Annotated in this window: 11 protein-coding genes; 7 read left to right on the forward strand and 4 right to left on the reverse strand. The window is 67.4% G+C overall.

Annotated elements, in window-relative coordinates; all coding sequences use genetic code 11:
- The 3 genes from prmB to QMO14_RS06765 form a co-directional block, all read left to right on the forward strand.
- Positions 1–706 (forward strand): 50S ribosomal protein L3 N(5)-glutamine methyltransferase (prmB, locus tag QMO14_RS06755; protein WP_301505610.1); only part of this gene is annotated, 706 nt, incomplete at its 5' end.
- Positions 707–904: 198 nt separating this feature from the next.
- A complete protein-coding gene (locus QMO14_RS06760; RefSeq protein ID WP_301505611.1) occupies positions 905–2908 on the forward strand; it encodes an ABC-F family ATP-binding cassette domain-containing protein in 2004 nt (667 codons plus the stop codon).
- 37 nt (positions 2909–2945) lie between these two features.
- Positions 2946–3449: a hypothetical protein gene (locus QMO14_RS06765; RefSeq protein WP_301505612.1), complete on the forward strand. Its 504-nt coding sequence runs from the start codon at positions 2946–2948 to the stop codon at positions 3447–3449.
- On the opposite strand, the gene QMO14_RS06770 is transcribed toward QMO14_RS06765, so the two are convergent.
- Both QMO14_RS06770 and QMO14_RS06775 read right to left on the reverse strand, forming a co-directional pair.
- Positions 3400–3633: a hypothetical protein gene (locus QMO14_RS06770; protein ID WP_301505613.1), complete on the reverse strand. Its 234-nt coding sequence runs from the start codon at positions 3631–3633 to the stop codon at positions 3400–3402. The genes QMO14_RS06765 and QMO14_RS06770 overlap by 50 nt on opposite strands.
- Positions 3634–3640: 7 nt before the next feature.
- Positions 3641–3874 (reverse strand): XRE family transcriptional regulator, encoded by a 234-nt coding sequence (locus QMO14_RS06775; protein ID WP_301505614.1) that lies wholly within the window; start codon positions 3872–3874, stop codon positions 3641–3643.
- Between the two features lie 68 nt (positions 3875–3942).
- On the opposite strand from QMO14_RS06775, the gene QMO14_RS06780 reads away from it, so the two are divergent.
- Positions 3943–4659: an XRE family transcriptional regulator gene (locus QMO14_RS06780; RefSeq protein WP_301505615.1), complete on the forward strand. Its 717-nt coding sequence runs from the start codon at positions 3943–3945 to the stop codon at positions 4657–4659.
- A 322-nt stretch (positions 4660–4981) separates the two neighbouring features.
- Here QMO14_RS06780 and QMO14_RS06785 read toward each other — a convergent pair whose 3' ends face one another.
- A complete protein-coding gene (locus QMO14_RS06785; RefSeq protein ID WP_301505616.1) occupies positions 4982–5542 on the reverse strand; it encodes a fasciclin domain-containing protein in 561 nt (186 codons plus the stop codon).
- A 259-nt stretch (positions 5543–5801) separates the two neighbouring features.
- Here QMO14_RS06785 and QMO14_RS06790 point away from each other — a divergent pair, with 259 nt between their 5' ends.
- Genes QMO14_RS06790 through QMO14_RS06800 form a run of 3 tightly spaced genes read left to right on the forward strand, consistent with a single transcriptional unit; the run spans position 5802 to position 11729 of the window.
- Complete coding sequence (locus QMO14_RS06790; RefSeq protein WP_301505617.1) at positions 5802–7412, forward strand: efflux transporter outer membrane subunit; 1611 nt, start codon at positions 5802–5804, stop codon at positions 7410–7412.
- A 38-nt stretch (positions 7413–7450) separates the two neighbouring features.
- Positions 7451–8623, forward strand: a complete 1173-nt coding sequence (locus QMO14_RS06795) for an efflux RND transporter periplasmic adaptor subunit (RefSeq protein WP_301505618.1) — start codon at positions 7451–7453, stop codon at positions 8621–8623.
- Positions 8624–8633: 10 nt separating this feature from the next.
- Positions 8634–11729, forward strand: a complete 3096-nt coding sequence (locus QMO14_RS06800; protein ID WP_301505619.1) for an efflux RND transporter permease subunit — start codon at positions 8634–8636, stop codon at positions 11727–11729.
- 188 nt (positions 11730–11917) lie between these two features.
- On the opposite strand, the gene QMO14_RS06805 is transcribed toward QMO14_RS06800, so the two are convergent.
- Complete coding sequence (locus tag QMO14_RS06805) at positions 11918–14557, reverse strand: GH92 family glycosyl hydrolase (protein WP_301505620.1); 2640 nt, start codon at positions 14555–14557, stop codon at positions 11918–11920.
- Between the last annotated feature and the right edge of the window lie 95 nt (positions 14558–14652).

The following is a 14652-nucleotide window of genomic DNA, read 5'->3' on the forward strand; positions in this document are numbered from 1 at the left end:
CGACGCGGGCAAGGTGGCGGCGCTCATCGACGAGCGCATCTCCACGCGCAAGCCCGCCGCCTATCTCACCAAGGAAGCCTGGCTGCAGGGCGTGCCCTTCTACGTGGACGAGCGCGCCATCGTGCCGCGCAGCTTCATCGCCGAGCTGATCGCCGACGGGACCATCGACTACTGGCTGGGCGAACACACGCAGCGCGTGCTCGACCTGTGCACCGGCAACGGCAGCCTCGCGGTGCTCGCGGCGCTCACGTACCCGGAAGTGACGGTGGACGCAGGCGACCTCTCGGTGCAGGCGCTGGAAGTGGCGGCCATCAACGTCACACGCCACGCGCTGGATGCCCGGGTCAGGCTGATCGAATCCGACGGACTGAAGAAACTGCCCGGCCCCTACGACCTGGTGCTGTGCAACCCGCCCTACGTGAACAGCGCCAGCATGGCCGCCCTGCCCGCCGAATACCGTGCCGAACCCGAACTGGCGCTGGCCGGCGGCTCCGACGGCATGGATTTCGTGCGCCAGCTGTTCGCCGATGCGCCTTCGCGCATGAGCGAGCGTGCGGTGCTGGTGCTGGAGATCGGCAACGAGCGCGAGTACTTCGAGGCGGCCTTCCCGCAGCTCGAAGTCTTCTGGCTCGAAACCTCGGCCGGTGAAGACCAGGTTCTGCTGGTGACGCGCGACGCCCTGGTGGCCGGCGCCGGCACGCGTTAGCTGCGCTCGCCCGAGCCCCCTTCAGCCGCTTTCTCGCAGCCATTGGCTGCGAAACCCCATTCACCGGGCCATCTTCCCGCGCCTTTCCCCCGCGCCTTTCCCCCGCGCCTTTCCCCCGCGCCTTTCCCCCGCGCCTTTGCCCCCTTTTTCCGGGCGCGAAGGGCCGGGCGGGATAATCGCCCCTACGGTTCCTCTTTCATGATCACTCTCAAGAACGTCATTCTTCGCCGCAGCGCCAAGGTCCTGCTCGACGGCGCCACGGTCACCCTCAACCCCGGCGAGAAGGTCGGGCTTGTGGGCCGCAACGGCGCCGGCAAGTCGACCCTGTTCGCCCTGCTCAACGGCACGCTGCACGAAGACGGCGGCGATTTCTCCATTCCGAAGCAGTGGCGCATGGCCCAGGTGGCGCAGAACATGCCCGAGACCGAGGAGTCGGCCACCGACTTCGTGGTGGGCGGCGACACCCGCCTGACCGAGCTGCGCCAGGCCCTGGCCGCCATCGAGGCCGCCTACGCCGAGAACCCCGACGACGCCGACATCGGCATGGAGCTGGCCCACGCCTACACCGACCTGGCCGACGCCGGCGAGCACGACGCCGTGCCGCGCGCGCAGGCGCTGATCCTCGGGCTGGGCTTCAAGACGCACGAGCTCGATGCCCCCGTCAACAGCTTCTCCGGCGGCTGGCGCATGCGCCTTCAGCTGGCGCGCGCTCTGATGTGCCCGAGCGACCTGCTGCTGCTCGACGAACCCACCAACCACCTGGACCTGGACGCGCTGGTCTGGCTCGAAGCCTGGCTGCAGAAGTACCAGGGCACCATGATCGTCATCAGCCACGACCGCGAGTTCCTCGATGCCGTGACCGACGTCACCCTGCACATCGCCAACGCCCAGCTCACGCGCTACGGCGGCAACTACAGCAAGTTCGAGGACATGCGCGCGCTGCAGATGGAGCAGCAGCAGCAGGCCTTCGCCAAGCAGCAGGACAAGATCGCCCACCTGCAGAAGTTCATCGACCGCTTCAAGGCCAAGGCCAGCAAGGCTAAGCAGGCGCAGAGCCGGGTCAAGGCGCTGGAGCGCATGGAGCGCGTCGCGCCGCTTCTGGCCGAAGCCGAGTTCAGCTTCGAGTTCAAGGAGCCGGGCAACATCCCCAACCCGATGCTGTCGATAAGCAATGCGAGCTTCGGCTATGTGGTGGAGAACGAAGAGCCCAAGACCATCCTGCGCGGCGTCAACCGCTCGGTGCTGGCGGGCCAGCGCATCGGCATCCTGGGCGCCAACGGCCAGGGCAAGTCGACGCTGGTGAAGACCATCGCGCGCGAAATGGGCGCGCTGGCGGGCCAGGTCACCGAAGGCAAGGGCCTGAACATCGGCTACTTCGCGCAGCAGGAACTCGACGTGCTGCACCCCGAGAGCAACCCGCTGGAGCACATGGTGCGCCTGGCGCGCGAACTCGGCGGCAACGCCAAGGAGCCCTCGGGCGAGCAGGCGCTGCGCGGCTACCTGGGCAGCTTCAACTTCAGCGGCGACATGGTCAAGCAGCCCGTGGGCACCATGAGCGGCGGCGAAAAGGCCCGCCTCGTGCTCGCGATGATGGTGTGGCAGCGCCCCAACCTGCTGTTGCTGGACGAACCGACCAACCACCTGGACCTGGCCACCCGCGAGGCGCTGGCCGTGGCACTCAACGAGTTCGAAGGCACGCTGATGCTGGTGAGCCACGACCGCGCGCTGCTGCGCTCGGTGTGCGACGAGTTCTGGCTGGTGGGCCGCGGCGTGGTCGGCGACTTCGACGGCGACCTCGACGACTATCAGCGCTACCTGCTCGACGAGTCCAAGCGCCTGCGCGAGGAAGCCAAGGTGGCGGTGCGCCAGGCCGAGACCGCGGCAGCCGCTGCCGCCGTGTCGGCGGCCACACCCGCACCCGCACCCGCCGCCGCCCCGCAGCAGCGCAAGCAGGACGCCCAGGAGCGCCAGCAGCGCAGCGACCAGGCCAAGCCGATCAAGCGCGAGATCGCCCAGATCGACGAGCGCCTGGCCAAGGCCGGCACCGAGCGCGCCGAGCTGGAGGCGCGGCTGGCCCAGCCGCTGCCCTCCGGCGAGATCGCCGAGGCCGGCAAGCGGCTGAAGGCGCTCAACGACGAAATCGGCCGCCTCGAGGAGCGCTGGCTGGCCCTCTCGGACCAGCTGGAAGCCCTGGCGGCCTGAGCCACAGCAAGCAAGCAACAAGCAAGGGAGTCGCCGGATGCCGTCAGCCATCGATCTGGCCCGGGGTGACGAAAAGCTCATCGCCGCGATCCAGCGCAGCCGCCGCCTCATCAGCCGCAAGGCGCTGATGGCGGCCGCGGCCAGCGCGGTTCCGCTGCCCGGGCTCGACTGGATGGCCGATGCCGCGCTGCTCTCGCGGCTGGTGCCGCAGATCAGTACGGAATTCGGCCTCTCCGTCACGCAGGTCGAGAAGCTCGCGCCGCACCAGCGCGAACGCATCCAGAAGGCCGCGACCACCGTGGGCGCGCTGCTGGTCGGAAGACTGGTCACGCGCGACCTGCTGCTGAGGCTCGCCAAGCATGCGGGCGTGCGCCTCACGGCCAAGCAGGCGACAAAATACGTGCCCATCGCCGGGCAGGTCGTGTCGGCCGCGCTGGGCTACGCGGCGCTTCGCGCCCTGGGCGAACAGCACATCAAGGACTGCGTGCGCGTCAGTACCACCCTCGCTCTCGCGCCGCCCGAGCCGCACGCGAGCGCCTGAGCGCTTCGCCGTCGAAAAGCACCTGCGCCGCCCACGCGGCGCACGCCAGCCCGAAACAGCTGCCGCCCGCGACGGCCGGATGCGCCGCGATCAGGCCGAAGGCCAGCCCCGCCAGTGAAAGCAGCGCCAGCAGCACGCACAGCGCGCGGTCGAGCCACAGGCCCGACGTCCATCGTCGATGCACCGCCTGCTCATCGCTTCTTTGCCATAGGGCGGAAGGCCTCCGGCCCCGGCTTCAGCGCCTCCTCTTTCACCCGCTGCTCGTAGGCAGCCAGCAGCGCTACATAGTGGCGCGACATGACGTCTGCCACCCGGCCCAGGCCGATCTTGCTGATCGTCGGCTGCGGAATGCCCGTTCTCTGTTCGATCTGCTTCTGTGTGAGGCCCATGGCTCTCAGCGCCAGAACCAACTCCCGTGGTTTCATTCTTTCCTCCCTTTTCAAACTATTCTAGAGTTTTGGAGGAATATTCGTTTGGGCTTAAATCCCCAGCGATGGACAGCATTGCCAAACGCGCCCTGGCCGCGCGCAAATTCGCCAAGATGACGCAGAAGCAGGCCGAAGCGGTCTCGGGCGTCAAGCAATCGAGCATTTCCAAGATCGAGCGCGGGGACGTCACCCGCTCCATGAGCGTGCTGGCGCTGGCGCGCGCCTACCGGGCCGATCCGAACTGGCTCGACACCGGCGACGGCCCCGCCCCCTGGGACGAAGACCAGATGCGCCAGGCCCGCGACCGGGCCAGCGAGCCGCTCGGACCTTACCGGGTGACGCACATCCCGCCGACGATTCCGAGCTTCAACCCGCGCACGCCCGGCACCGTGCCGCTCATCTCATGGGCGGACGCAGCCAACTGGGACAGCCACGAGGTCTCGCAGCAGCCGCGCGCCGAGCGCTGGATTCCCTGTATCGCCCACCACAGCCTCCAGAGCTATGCGCTGCGCGTTCGCGGCGACAGCATGACCTCGCCCAGCGGCCAGCTGAAGAGCTACCCGCCCGGCTCCATCGTCTTCGTCGACACCGCGCTGAGGACGCCGGACGACGGCGAGCGCATCATCGCCAAGCTCGAGGACAGCGACGAGGTCACCTTCAAGGTGTTCAAGGAGGATGACGGGCGCCGCTGGCTGCTGCCACTCAATCCGAAGCACGAGCCGGTGCGCACGGCCTTCACCGTGCTGGGCACAGTGGTGGGCAAATGGGAAGACGAGGATTGAGCGAAGGCCCGGCGAGCGAAGAATGAGCCGGGAATTAGCCTGAAACAGAATTCCAGCAAGGTCAGGTTGCGTGCAGGTTCGGAGGCGATATTCATGGCTCTCCCTGTGGCCTGCATCCTCTGATCCTCCCTCCTCCAGCAGGTCACCTTCAAGCCCGCCTCGTGCGGGCTTTTTTTTAAATTTTTGCTCGCCCCCCAGGCTGCGCGGCACTGCGTGCCGCTTCGCCAACCCCCGACCGGGGGCAACACCTGCGGCCCGGCGGAGCCGGTTCCGCGGTGTTTCTGGAAGGGGTCAGTGGGAGCGGTGGCTTCGTTCTGTTGGCTTACTTCGGCAGCAGCACCTTGTTGACCACGTGGATCACGCCGTTCGACTGGTAGACGTTGGGGATCGTCACGGTGGCGGTGCCGCCCTTTTCGTCGGTGATCATGATCTTTCCGCCCTTTTCCTTGGCGACGAGCACGCCGCCGGCCACGGTCTTCAGTTCGGCGGAGCCCTTGCCGGCCTTGATTTCCTTCTTCAGCGCAGCGGCGTCGAGCTTGCCGGCCACGACGTGATAGGTCAGCACGCCGGTCAGGGCGTCCTTGCTCTCGGGCTTGAGCAGTGTGTCGACTGTGCCGGCCGGCAGTGCGGCGAAGGCTTCGTTGGTCGGCGCGAAAACGGTGAATGGACCCGGGCCTTTCAGGGTGTCGACCAGGCCGGCCGCCTTGACGGCCGCGACCAGCGTGGTGTGATCCTTGGAATTGACTGCGTTGTCGATGATGTCCTTGGTCGGCAGCATCGGCGCGCCGCCCACCATGACCGAGGCCGCAAGGGCCGAAACCGCGCCTGCAGACAGTGCAATGGCAAGGGAGAAGGCGGCGAGGCGATGAAATTTGCGTTGCATGTGAATGCTCCTGATTGAATGATTGACCGCCGCGAAATGGCGGCGGCTGTCTTCAGTACGGGTGCCCGCATGGAACGGATTCGACGGCGGCGAAAGAAAGAAGACCGCCCCACACGCAGTCGCGCTTCACGCCGCGCCCATGCATTTCGCGCTGTGTAATACCAATTTCGTCGCAACCGCCTCGCGGCGCGGAGCAGTGCGCACGAGACTTCAGAAAAGTCAGGCAGCCCGGGCGTTCCGGGTGTACAACCCCTGCGCCATGCAATATCAAGAAAACAAAGCGTTGGAGGATCACCCCGGATCGTCGTCGCGCACCGCGCCTGTGCGCCATCGGCCGGGGTGGCCCGTTCAGGGCGCCGTGCTCGGCGCCGTCCTGCTGCTGACGAGCGGCTGCGCGGTCGGGCCGGACTTCAGGACGCCCGACCTGCCGGCCGCAGCCAGCGGCGCGGACTACACGCCAGCGCCGATGCCCGCGCGCACCATGAAGTCCGACGTGCCGGCCGGCCAGGCGCAGGAACTGCTCCCCGGCCGCGACATTCCCGCCCTGTGGTGGGAGGTGTTCCGCTCGGAGCCGCTCGATCGCCTGATCCGCGCCTCGCTCGCCCAGAGCCCCACGCTGGCTTCCGCGCAGGCCGCGCTGCGGCAGGCAGAGGCCACCTACGACGCGAAGTCGGGCAACCTGCTATGGCCGCAGGTCACCGCGCAACTGGGCGTGCAGCGCGAGCGGGCCTCGGAGGTGAGCTCGCGGGTAGCGGGCGGCCAGTTGCTCACGCTGTACAACGCGTCGGTCAACGTCAGCTACAACCTCGACGTGTTCGGTGCCTCGCGCCGCCAGATCGAAGGCGCGCAGGCCGCGGTGGAAGCGCAGCGCTACCAGGTGGAAGCGACCTACCTCACGCTGACCTCGAACCTCGTCACCACCGCGATCCGCGAGGCCGCGTTGCGCGGACAGCTGCAGGCCACCCGCGAGGTGCTGCAGGCGCAGCGCGAACAGCTGGGCGTGATCGAAAAGCAGTTCGACACCGGCGCGATCCCGAAATCGATCGTGCTGCAGCAGCGCACGCAGGTCGCGCAGACGCAAGCGGCGATCCCGCCCCTGGAGAAATCGCTCGCCCAGACGCGCCACCAGCTCGCGGTGTTCGCGGGCCGCCTGCCTTCCGAGCAGGGCTTGCCGGAGTTCGACCTCGCCAGTCTCTCGCTGCCGCAGGAGCTGCCTTTGTCGCTGCCCTCGGAGCTCGCGCGCCAGCGGCCCGACGTGCGCGCCAGCGAGGCGCTGCTGCACCAGGCCAGCGCGGCGGTCGGCGTGGCCACGGCGAACCTCTACCCGCAGATTCAGCTCAGCGGCAGCTACGGCAACACCGCCTTGCGCGCACGCGATCTGTTCACCGGCCCTGCCACGCTGTGGAACCTCGGCGCGGGGCTCACGCAGCCGATCTTCAACGGCGGCGCCCTGCGCGCGCAGCAGCGCGCGGCTGTCGCGGCCTACGACTCGGCGGCGGCTCAGTACCGCAGCACAGTGCTCGGCGCCTTCCAGAACGTGGCCGATGCCTTGCGCGCGCTCGAGCTCGACGCCGCCGCGCTGCAGACCCAGGCCACGGCCGAATCGCTCGCCAGGCAGTCGCTCGAGCTGTCGACCGCGCAGTTCCGCGCCGGCGCCGTGAGCTACGTGACGCTGCTCACCGCCCAGCAGGCCTGGCTGCAGACGCACACCGCGCTGGTGCAGGCGCAGGCCGCCCGCTACGCCGACACGGCCGCACTCTTCCAGGCGCTGGGAGGCGGCTGGTGGAACCGTGGCGCGCTGGCGGACGCGGCCATCGCCCCGGGGCAACCCGCACCGCCGGCACAACAGGCAGCCGCACCGCAGAACTGAGCGGAACAGAACCCTCCAAAACTCCAAGAAGACAATTTATGACCCGAAGAATGATCATCATGATCGGCTGCGTACTGCTGCTGGTCGCCGTGCTCGCGTTCGGCAAGTTCATGCAGATCCGCGCATTGATCGCGGCCGTGCCCAAGCCGGGGCCGCAGACGGTGTCGACGGCCGAGGTGCAGAAGCTGCAGTGGCAGTCGCAGTTCACCGCTGTAGGCACGCTGAACCCGGTGCGCGGCGCCGATCTCGGCACCGAAGTGGCAGGGCTGGTGCGCACGGTGCACTTCAAGTCGGGCCAGGACGTGAAGGCCGGCACGCTGCTGGTCGAGCTCAACGCCGATTCCGACGTCGCCCAGCTGCATGCGGCCCAGGCCGCCGCCGCGCAGGCTGCCATCGTGCTCAAGCGCGACCAGGCGCAGTTCGCGGTGCAGGCGGTGAGCCAGGCGCAGATCGACGCCGACACCAACGACCTGAAGGCCAAGCGCGCGCAGGTCGAGCAGCAGGCCGCGCTGGTGGCGAAGAAGTCGATCCGCGCCCCCTTCTCCGGCCGCCTGGGCATCACCACGCTGAACCCCGGCCAGTACGTGAACGCCGGCGACAAGCTGGTCACGCTGCAGACGCTGGACCCGATCTACGTCGACTTCGCCCTGCCGCAGCAGCAGCTCGCGGGCCTGGCGGTGGGCCAGGTGGTGAACCTGACGGTCGACACCTTTCCCGGCCAGTCCTTCAGCGGCAAGATCAACGCGATCAGCCCCAAGGTGGATGCCGCCACGCGCAACGTGCAGGTCGAGGCCACCATCTCCAACCCGAAGCAGCAACTGCTGCCCGGCATGTTCGCCAACGTGAAGATCGACGTGGGCGGCGTGCAGGAGCAGCTCACGCTGCCTTCCACCGCCGTCACGTACAACCCGTACGGCTCGACCGTGTACGTGGTGAAGGAAGCCGAGCCACCCAAGGCCAGCGCCGCGGGTGCAACGGGCGCGCCCGCCCAGCCCGCCAATCCTTCGGGTGCCAAGCAACTTGTCGCGCAGCAGGTCTTCATCGAGACCGGCGCCACGCGCGGCGACCAGATCGCCATCGTCAAGGGCCTCACGGCCGGCCAGGTGGTGGTGAGCAGCGGGCAGAACAAGCTGAAGAACGGCACGCCGGTGGTGGTGGACAACAGTGTCCAGCCCACCAACAACCCGGCGCCGACGCCGCAGGAAAAGTGAGGTCGCCCGCATGAACTTCACCGACATCTTCATCCGCCGGCCGGTGCTGGCGATGGTGGTGAGCCTGCTGATCGTGGTGCTGGGACTGCGTGCGCTGGCGGGCCTGCCCGTCAACCAGTACCCGAAGACCGAGAACGGCGTGGTCACCATCAGCACTGCCTACTTCGGCGCCGACGCGGCCACGGTCGCGGGCTTCATCACGCAGCCGCTGGAGGCCGCCGTATCGCAGGCGCAGGGCATCGACTACCTCTCGTCGTCCAGCAGCCTGGGGGTGTCGACCATCACCGCCACGCTGCGGCTGAACTACGACTCCAACCGCGCGCTGACCGAGATCAACACGCAGGTGAACTCGGTGCGCAACCAGCTGCCGCCGCAGGCGCAGCAGCCGGTGCTGACGGTGGCCACGGGCCAGACCACCGATGCGATGTACATCGGCTTCTACAGCGACACGCTGCCCAACAACAACGTCACCGACTTCCTGGTGCGCGTGGTGCAGCCCAAGCTCAACGCCATTCCCGGCGTGCAGACCGCCGAAATCCTCGGCGCGCGCACCTTCGCGCTGCGGGCCTGGCTCGACGCGCAGAAGATGGCCGCCTACGGCGTGACCGCCACCGACGTGAGCGCGGCGCTGGCCGCCAACAACTACCTCGCGGCCGTGGGCCAGAGCAAGGGCCAGATGGTGAGCGTGCCTCTCACGGCCGGCACCTCGCTGCACAGCGTGGACGAGTTCAAGCAGCTGTCGGTGAAGAGCTCCAACGGCGCCATCGTGCGGCTGCAGGACGTGGCCAACGTGACGCTGGGCTCGGAGAACTACGACTTCAACGTGGCCTTCAACGGCGTGCGCTCGGTGTTCATCGGCATCAAGGTCGCGCCCGAGGCCAACATCCTCGACGTGGCCAAGCAGGTGCGCACCGTGTTCCCGGACATCCAGTCCCAGCTGCCCACGGGCCTGACGGGCAAGATCGTCTACGACTCGACCGACTTCATCAACACGTCCATCAGCGAAGTGATCAAGACGCTGGTGGAGGCGCTGATCATCGTGACGGTGGTGATCTACCTGTTCCTGGGGAGCCTGCGCGCGGTGGTGGTGCCGGTGATCGCGATGCCGCTGTCTCTGATCGGCACCTTCTTCATCATGCTGGCGCTGGGCTACTCCATCAACCTGCTCACGCTGCTGGCGCTGGTGCTCGCCATCGGCCTGGTGGTGGACGACGCGATCATCGTGGTGGAGAACGTCGACCGGCACATGCGCGAGGGCAAGTCGCCGCTGCAGGCCTCGCTGCTCGCGGCGCGCGAGCTGGGCGGGCCCATTCTTGCCATGACGGTGGTGCTGGTGGCGGTGTACGTGCCCATCGGCTTCCAGGGCGGGCTCACCGGCTCGCTCTTCACCGAGTTCGCCTTCACGCTCGCGGGCTCGGTGGTGGTGTCGGGCATCGTGGCGCTCACGCTGTCGCCGATGATGTGCTCGCGCTTCTTCAAGCCCGAGCAGGACAGCGGCAAGTTCGCGATGAAGATCGAGCACGTCTTCGAGCGCGTGCACCAGCGCTACCAGCTGATATTGCGCGGCGTGCTCAAGACCTGGCCGGTGATGATCGTCATGGGCGCGATCCTGGTGGCGCTGCTGTTCGTGATGTTCAAGATGTCGAAGTCGGAGCTCGCGCCCGAGGAAGACCAGGGCATCGTGCTGTCGCAGGTGGTGGGCGCGCCCACGGCCACCATCAACCAGATGCAGACGTACGCCGACCAGATCTTCAAGATCGCGCACGACACGCCCGAGTACGAGCAGCTCTTCCAGCTGACCGGCGTCCCCAGCACCAACGCGGGCATCGCGGGCGTGCTGCTCAAGCCCTGGGATCAGCGCACCCGCAGCGCGCACGACATCCAGACCGACCTGCAGAAGCGCTGGAACGGCATTGCCGGTGCAAAGGTGGTGGCCTTCCAGTTCCCGGCGCTTCCGGGCGCCTCGGGCCTGCCGGTGCAGTTCGTCATCAAGACGACCGAGCCCTTCGAGAACCTGAATGCGCTGGCCCAGCAGGTCATGGAGAAGGCGCGCGCCGACGGCAAGTTCTACTACATCGATGCCGACCTGAAGATCGACCTGCCGCAGGCCAAGGTGGTGGTCGACCGCGACAAGATCGCCACGCTGGGCATCACGCAGCAGGACGTGGGCAACGCCATGGGCGCGGCGCTGGGCGGCGGCTACGTCAACTACTTCTCGATCTCGGGCCGCTCGTACAAGGTGATCCCGCAGGTGCAGCAGGTCGACCGGCTCAACCCGTCGGACGTGCTGAACTTCTACATCAAGACGCCCAACGGCGTGGTGCCGGCCAGCACGGTGGCGAGCCTGAAGTACAGCGTGCAGCCCGAGACGGTGAACCACTTCCAGCAGCTCAATTCGGTAACCATCCAGGGCGTGCCCAGCGGCACGCAGGGCGAGACGCTGGAGTACCTGCGTGGCCTCGTGCAGCAGCTGGCGCCCAGCGGCTACACGGTGGACTACTCGGGCCAATCGCGCCAGTTCGTGCAGGAGTCGGGCAACTTCGCCATCACCTTCGTGTTCGCGCTGATCATCGTGTTCCTGGCGCTGGCGGCGCAGTTCGAGAGCTTCCGCGATCCGGTGGTGATCCTGGTGTCGGTGCCGCTGGCCCTCTTCGGCGCGATGATCTTCATCTTCTGGGGCTTCGCCTCGATGAACATCTACACGCAGGTGGGCCTGGTGACGCTGATGGGCCTCATCAGCAAGCACGGCATCCTGATCGTCGAGGTGGCCAACCGCCTGCAGAAGCAGGGCCTGAGCAAGCTCGACGCCATCGTGGAAGCCGCCGGCACGCGTCTGCGCCCCATCCTGATGACGACCGCCGCCATGGTCTTCGGCGTGCTGCCGCTGGTGATCGCCTCGGGCGCCGGCGCGGCGGGCCGCAAGGCGATGGGCATCGTGATCTTCAGCGGGCTTTCCATCGGCACGCTGTTCACCCTCTTCGTGGTGCCGGCGATGTACCTCTTCATCGCCGCGCGGCACCAGAAGGAAGAAAGCTCGGGCGAGGAATCTGCCGGCGGTGCAACGCCGCCGGCCGCGCTACCGGGCAGCGTGGCACCCGAGGCCTGAACGGCCCGGGTCTTCAGTCAAGCGGCGCGGCCAGCAGCTCGAATTCCGAGAGGCTGACCGCCCCGCTCCCCCCAATCTCCAGCAGGTAGCTCGGCCAGAGCCGCCGCCGCATCCCCACAAGGCCGCGGCGACGAGCCATGCGGCAGCCTGGGCAAGCCTGCCCCCCCCCGCGAATCGTGCCGAGGCGCTCACATCGCACCCGATGCGGTTGACCTGGTGTAGTCCGCTGCCGCCCCCGAGGGCGGCGTCAGCGACGGATCGGAAGCCCAGTCGGTGGGCGTCGTCGACAGCTTGAAGGAAAGCGTTCCGCCGTCCTTGATCTTGTCGAGCGGCAGCCACGAGCCCGCGTAGGTCGTGCCGTTGAGCTTCATCTCGCCGATGTAGCGCACGTTGTCGATCAGCGCCTGCCGGTCGGCCTCGATGCGCAGCTTCTTCCCGTTGCCCAGCCACAGCGTCATGCCCGAGAACTGCGGCGTGGACACGGCCAGCCCAGGCGCCGAGGGAATCACCGGGTACAGCCCCATCGATGCCCACACGAACCAGCCCGAGGTAGCGCCCATGTCGTCGTTGCCCGGCAGGCCGCCCGGGGCGGTGCTGAAGTTCTTGCGCAGGATGGCCGGGATGATGTACTGCGCGTACCTGGCGGAGCCGATCCAGTTGTAGGCCCATGGCGTCTGGAATGCGGGCTCGTTGCCGATGTAGTAGTTGTCGGAAGTCTCCCCGCCGTTCAGGTCCTGTCCGCCGGGCTCGGTGCCGTTGAAGGGGTCGGCGGCATCGAGCGAGAACAGGCTGGCGAGCCGGTCGAGCGCGCCTTTCCGGCCTCCGAGCTTCTGCTCGAGACGGGTCCAGTCGTAGGCGAAGGTCCAGAGGTAGTTGGCCTCGGTCGATTCATGGAAGACGCCGTCGGTCCAGTCGCCCGCCGCGGTCTTCGACTTCAGCGTCCTGCTGGTGTCGTCGAAGATGTTCTGCCAGTTGCCCGCGCGCTTGAAGAGCGTGTCGATCACGCCCTTGTCGGTGGCCCGGGTGGCGGGCAGCGCATCGAGGAAGGCGCCTGCGGAGCGGTCGGTGGTGATGGCCTCCAGCGTTGTCGACGAGGGGTTGTCGTAGCCCCTGTCGGAGGGAATCCAGCCGAGGCTCATGTAGTCGGCCAGGCTGTCGCCGGCCTTGCCGATGGAGAACTTGTCGTTGCACCGGCCCTTGGGGTTGGTGACGGCCTGCAGCATGTACTTGCGCGCAGTGTCGAGGTCGAACTTGCGCGCACCGAAGATGTACGAGCCGGCCACGACGGTGGGCGCATGGTCGCCGTTCATCGGCGTGGTGTCCTCGCTGCCGTCCACCCAGTGCGGGAAGGCCCCGCACTGCTGCGCGTCGGCCACCAGCGACTGCATCATGTCGCTGGCCTCGTCGGGCGCGATCATGGCGAGCAACTGGGCCTGGCTGCGATATGTGTCCCACATCGAGAAGCCGCTGTAGTGCGTCTTGTAGCTCGCGTCCTTGCCGTCGAGCTTGAACTTGTAGCTCGCGACGTTCTCGGTGGCCCGGGTCGGCAGCACGTTGTTGGGCTGAGAGAGGTCGGCCTGCTTCATGCTGCGGTAGTCGCCGTTGACGTCGCTGTAGACGGTCGGGCCGCTGTAGACGCGGTAGAGCGCGGTGTAGAACTTGGTGAGCTGGGTTTTCGCGTCGTCCTTCTTCTTCGCGTCGAGTTTGTCGATTTCTCCCGGCTTCGCGAGGTCGAGCTGCACGACGTTGAGCCGGCTGTTCCAGTTGCTCTCGGCCGCGGCCCTGACGGTGTCGAAAGAGGCGTCGAGGTTCTCGGCCTCGAGGTTCTTCTTCGCGTTCGCGACGCTCACGGACGAGATGCCGACGCGCACCTGCACCGAGAGGTCGTCGTCTTTCAGGTCGAACTGCAGGGTCGCCGCCTTGCCCGAAATGGCCGAACCTGCATTCTTCAGTGGCTTGTCGAAGCTCGCGTAGTAGTAGACGGGCTGCTTCCAGGTGCCGCCGCAGAACTCGTTGGCGACCGCTGTGCCGGACACCGACCTGAGATCGGCGCCCAGCGCGATGCTCGTCAGGCCGCTGTAGGACACGCCGTTCTGATTGGGGTTGTTGCGCGCGGAGTCGATGACGAGAAAGGCCTTGTCCTTGTCCGCGTAGCCGATCCGGGCCATGCCGGTGCGCGTGGTCGCGGTGAGCTCGCTGGTGATGCCGTTGTCGAACTTCACCTTGTAGTAGCCGGGCTTCGCCGACTGGTTCGCCTTGGCGTAGGAAAGGCCGCCGGAGGGAATGCCGCCCGTGACGCTGTTCGGCAGGATGGCCACCGCGCCCTGCCCCCTGCAGCCGGGGCCGTTGAGGTGGGTCATGCTGAAGTAGCGGATGGCGTTGTCGCTGTCGTAGTAGCCGCCCGAGCCGTAACCCCAGGGCGAGCCGCTGCCCCGCGTGTCGGGGCCGAAGCTGACCATGCCGAAGGGCGTCTGCGCGCCGGGATTGACGTTGCCCGAGTGACCGCTGCCGGTGTCGGATTTCGCCGTTCCGATGAACAGGCTCACGTAGTCCGTGAGGTTTCGAATGTCTTCTCGCTTTTCGGCAGGAGGAGCCTCGCCTCCGTTCAAGCCCGAGCCGCTGCCCGAGCCGGCGCCTGCGCGGTTGTCTGCAACGCGCCCGGAATCGGGGCCGTTCGCGGCCGGAGGGGCGGTGGTGGTTGTCGATGCCGTCGATGCCGGCAGCGGCATCGAGAAGCCGCCCGAACCACCACCGCCGCAGCCCCAGAGCAGCGAAGCACCGATCACCGCGACGGCCAAAGTCCTGCCGCATGCGAACTTCTTTTCCATGTTGTCTGTCTCCCTGGTTGCCTGTACATCGCTCACGATGGAGCGCCGGACGGGCGCAGTGTATGTACGGCCCCCACACCGTCGGTCTTGTGATT

It is taken from the genome of Variovorax sp. CAN15 (assembly GCF_030462475.1).
Classification (GTDB): domain Bacteria; phylum Pseudomonadota; class Gammaproteobacteria; order Burkholderiales; family Burkholderiaceae_C; genus Variovorax.

Coding starts and splice junctions, on each gene's coding strand:
- QMO14_RS06760 (WP_301505611.1), top strand. CDS start 905: ATGATCACTCTCAAGAACGTCATTCTTCGCCGCAGCGCCAAGGTCCTG.
- QMO14_RS06765 (WP_301505612.1), top strand. CDS start 2,946: ATGCCGTCAGCCATCGATCTGGCCCGGGGTGACGAAAAGCTCATCGCC.
- QMO14_RS06775 (WP_301505614.1), bottom strand. CDS start 3,874: ATGAAACCACGGGAGTTGGTTCTGGCGCTGAGAGCCATGGGCCTCACA.
- QMO14_RS06780 (WP_301505615.1), top strand. CDS start 3,943: ATGGACAGCATTGCCAAACGCGCCCTGGCCGCGCGCAAATTCGCCAAG.
- QMO14_RS06785 (WP_301505616.1), bottom strand. CDS start 5,542: ATGCAACGCAAATTTCATCGCCTCGCCGCCTTCTCCCTTGCCATTGCA.
- QMO14_RS06790 (WP_301505617.1), top strand. CDS start 5,802: ATGCAATATCAAGAAAACAAAGCGTTGGAGGATCACCCCGGATCGTCG.
- QMO14_RS06795 (WP_301505618.1), top strand. CDS start 7,451: ATGACCCGAAGAATGATCATCATGATCGGCTGCGTACTGCTGCTGGTC.
- QMO14_RS06800 (WP_301505619.1), top strand. CDS start 8,634: ATGAACTTCACCGACATCTTCATCCGCCGGCCGGTGCTGGCGATGGTG.
- QMO14_RS06805 (WP_301505620.1), bottom strand. CDS start 14,557: ATGGAAAAGAAGTTCGCATGCGGCAGGACTTTGGCCGTCGCGGTGATC.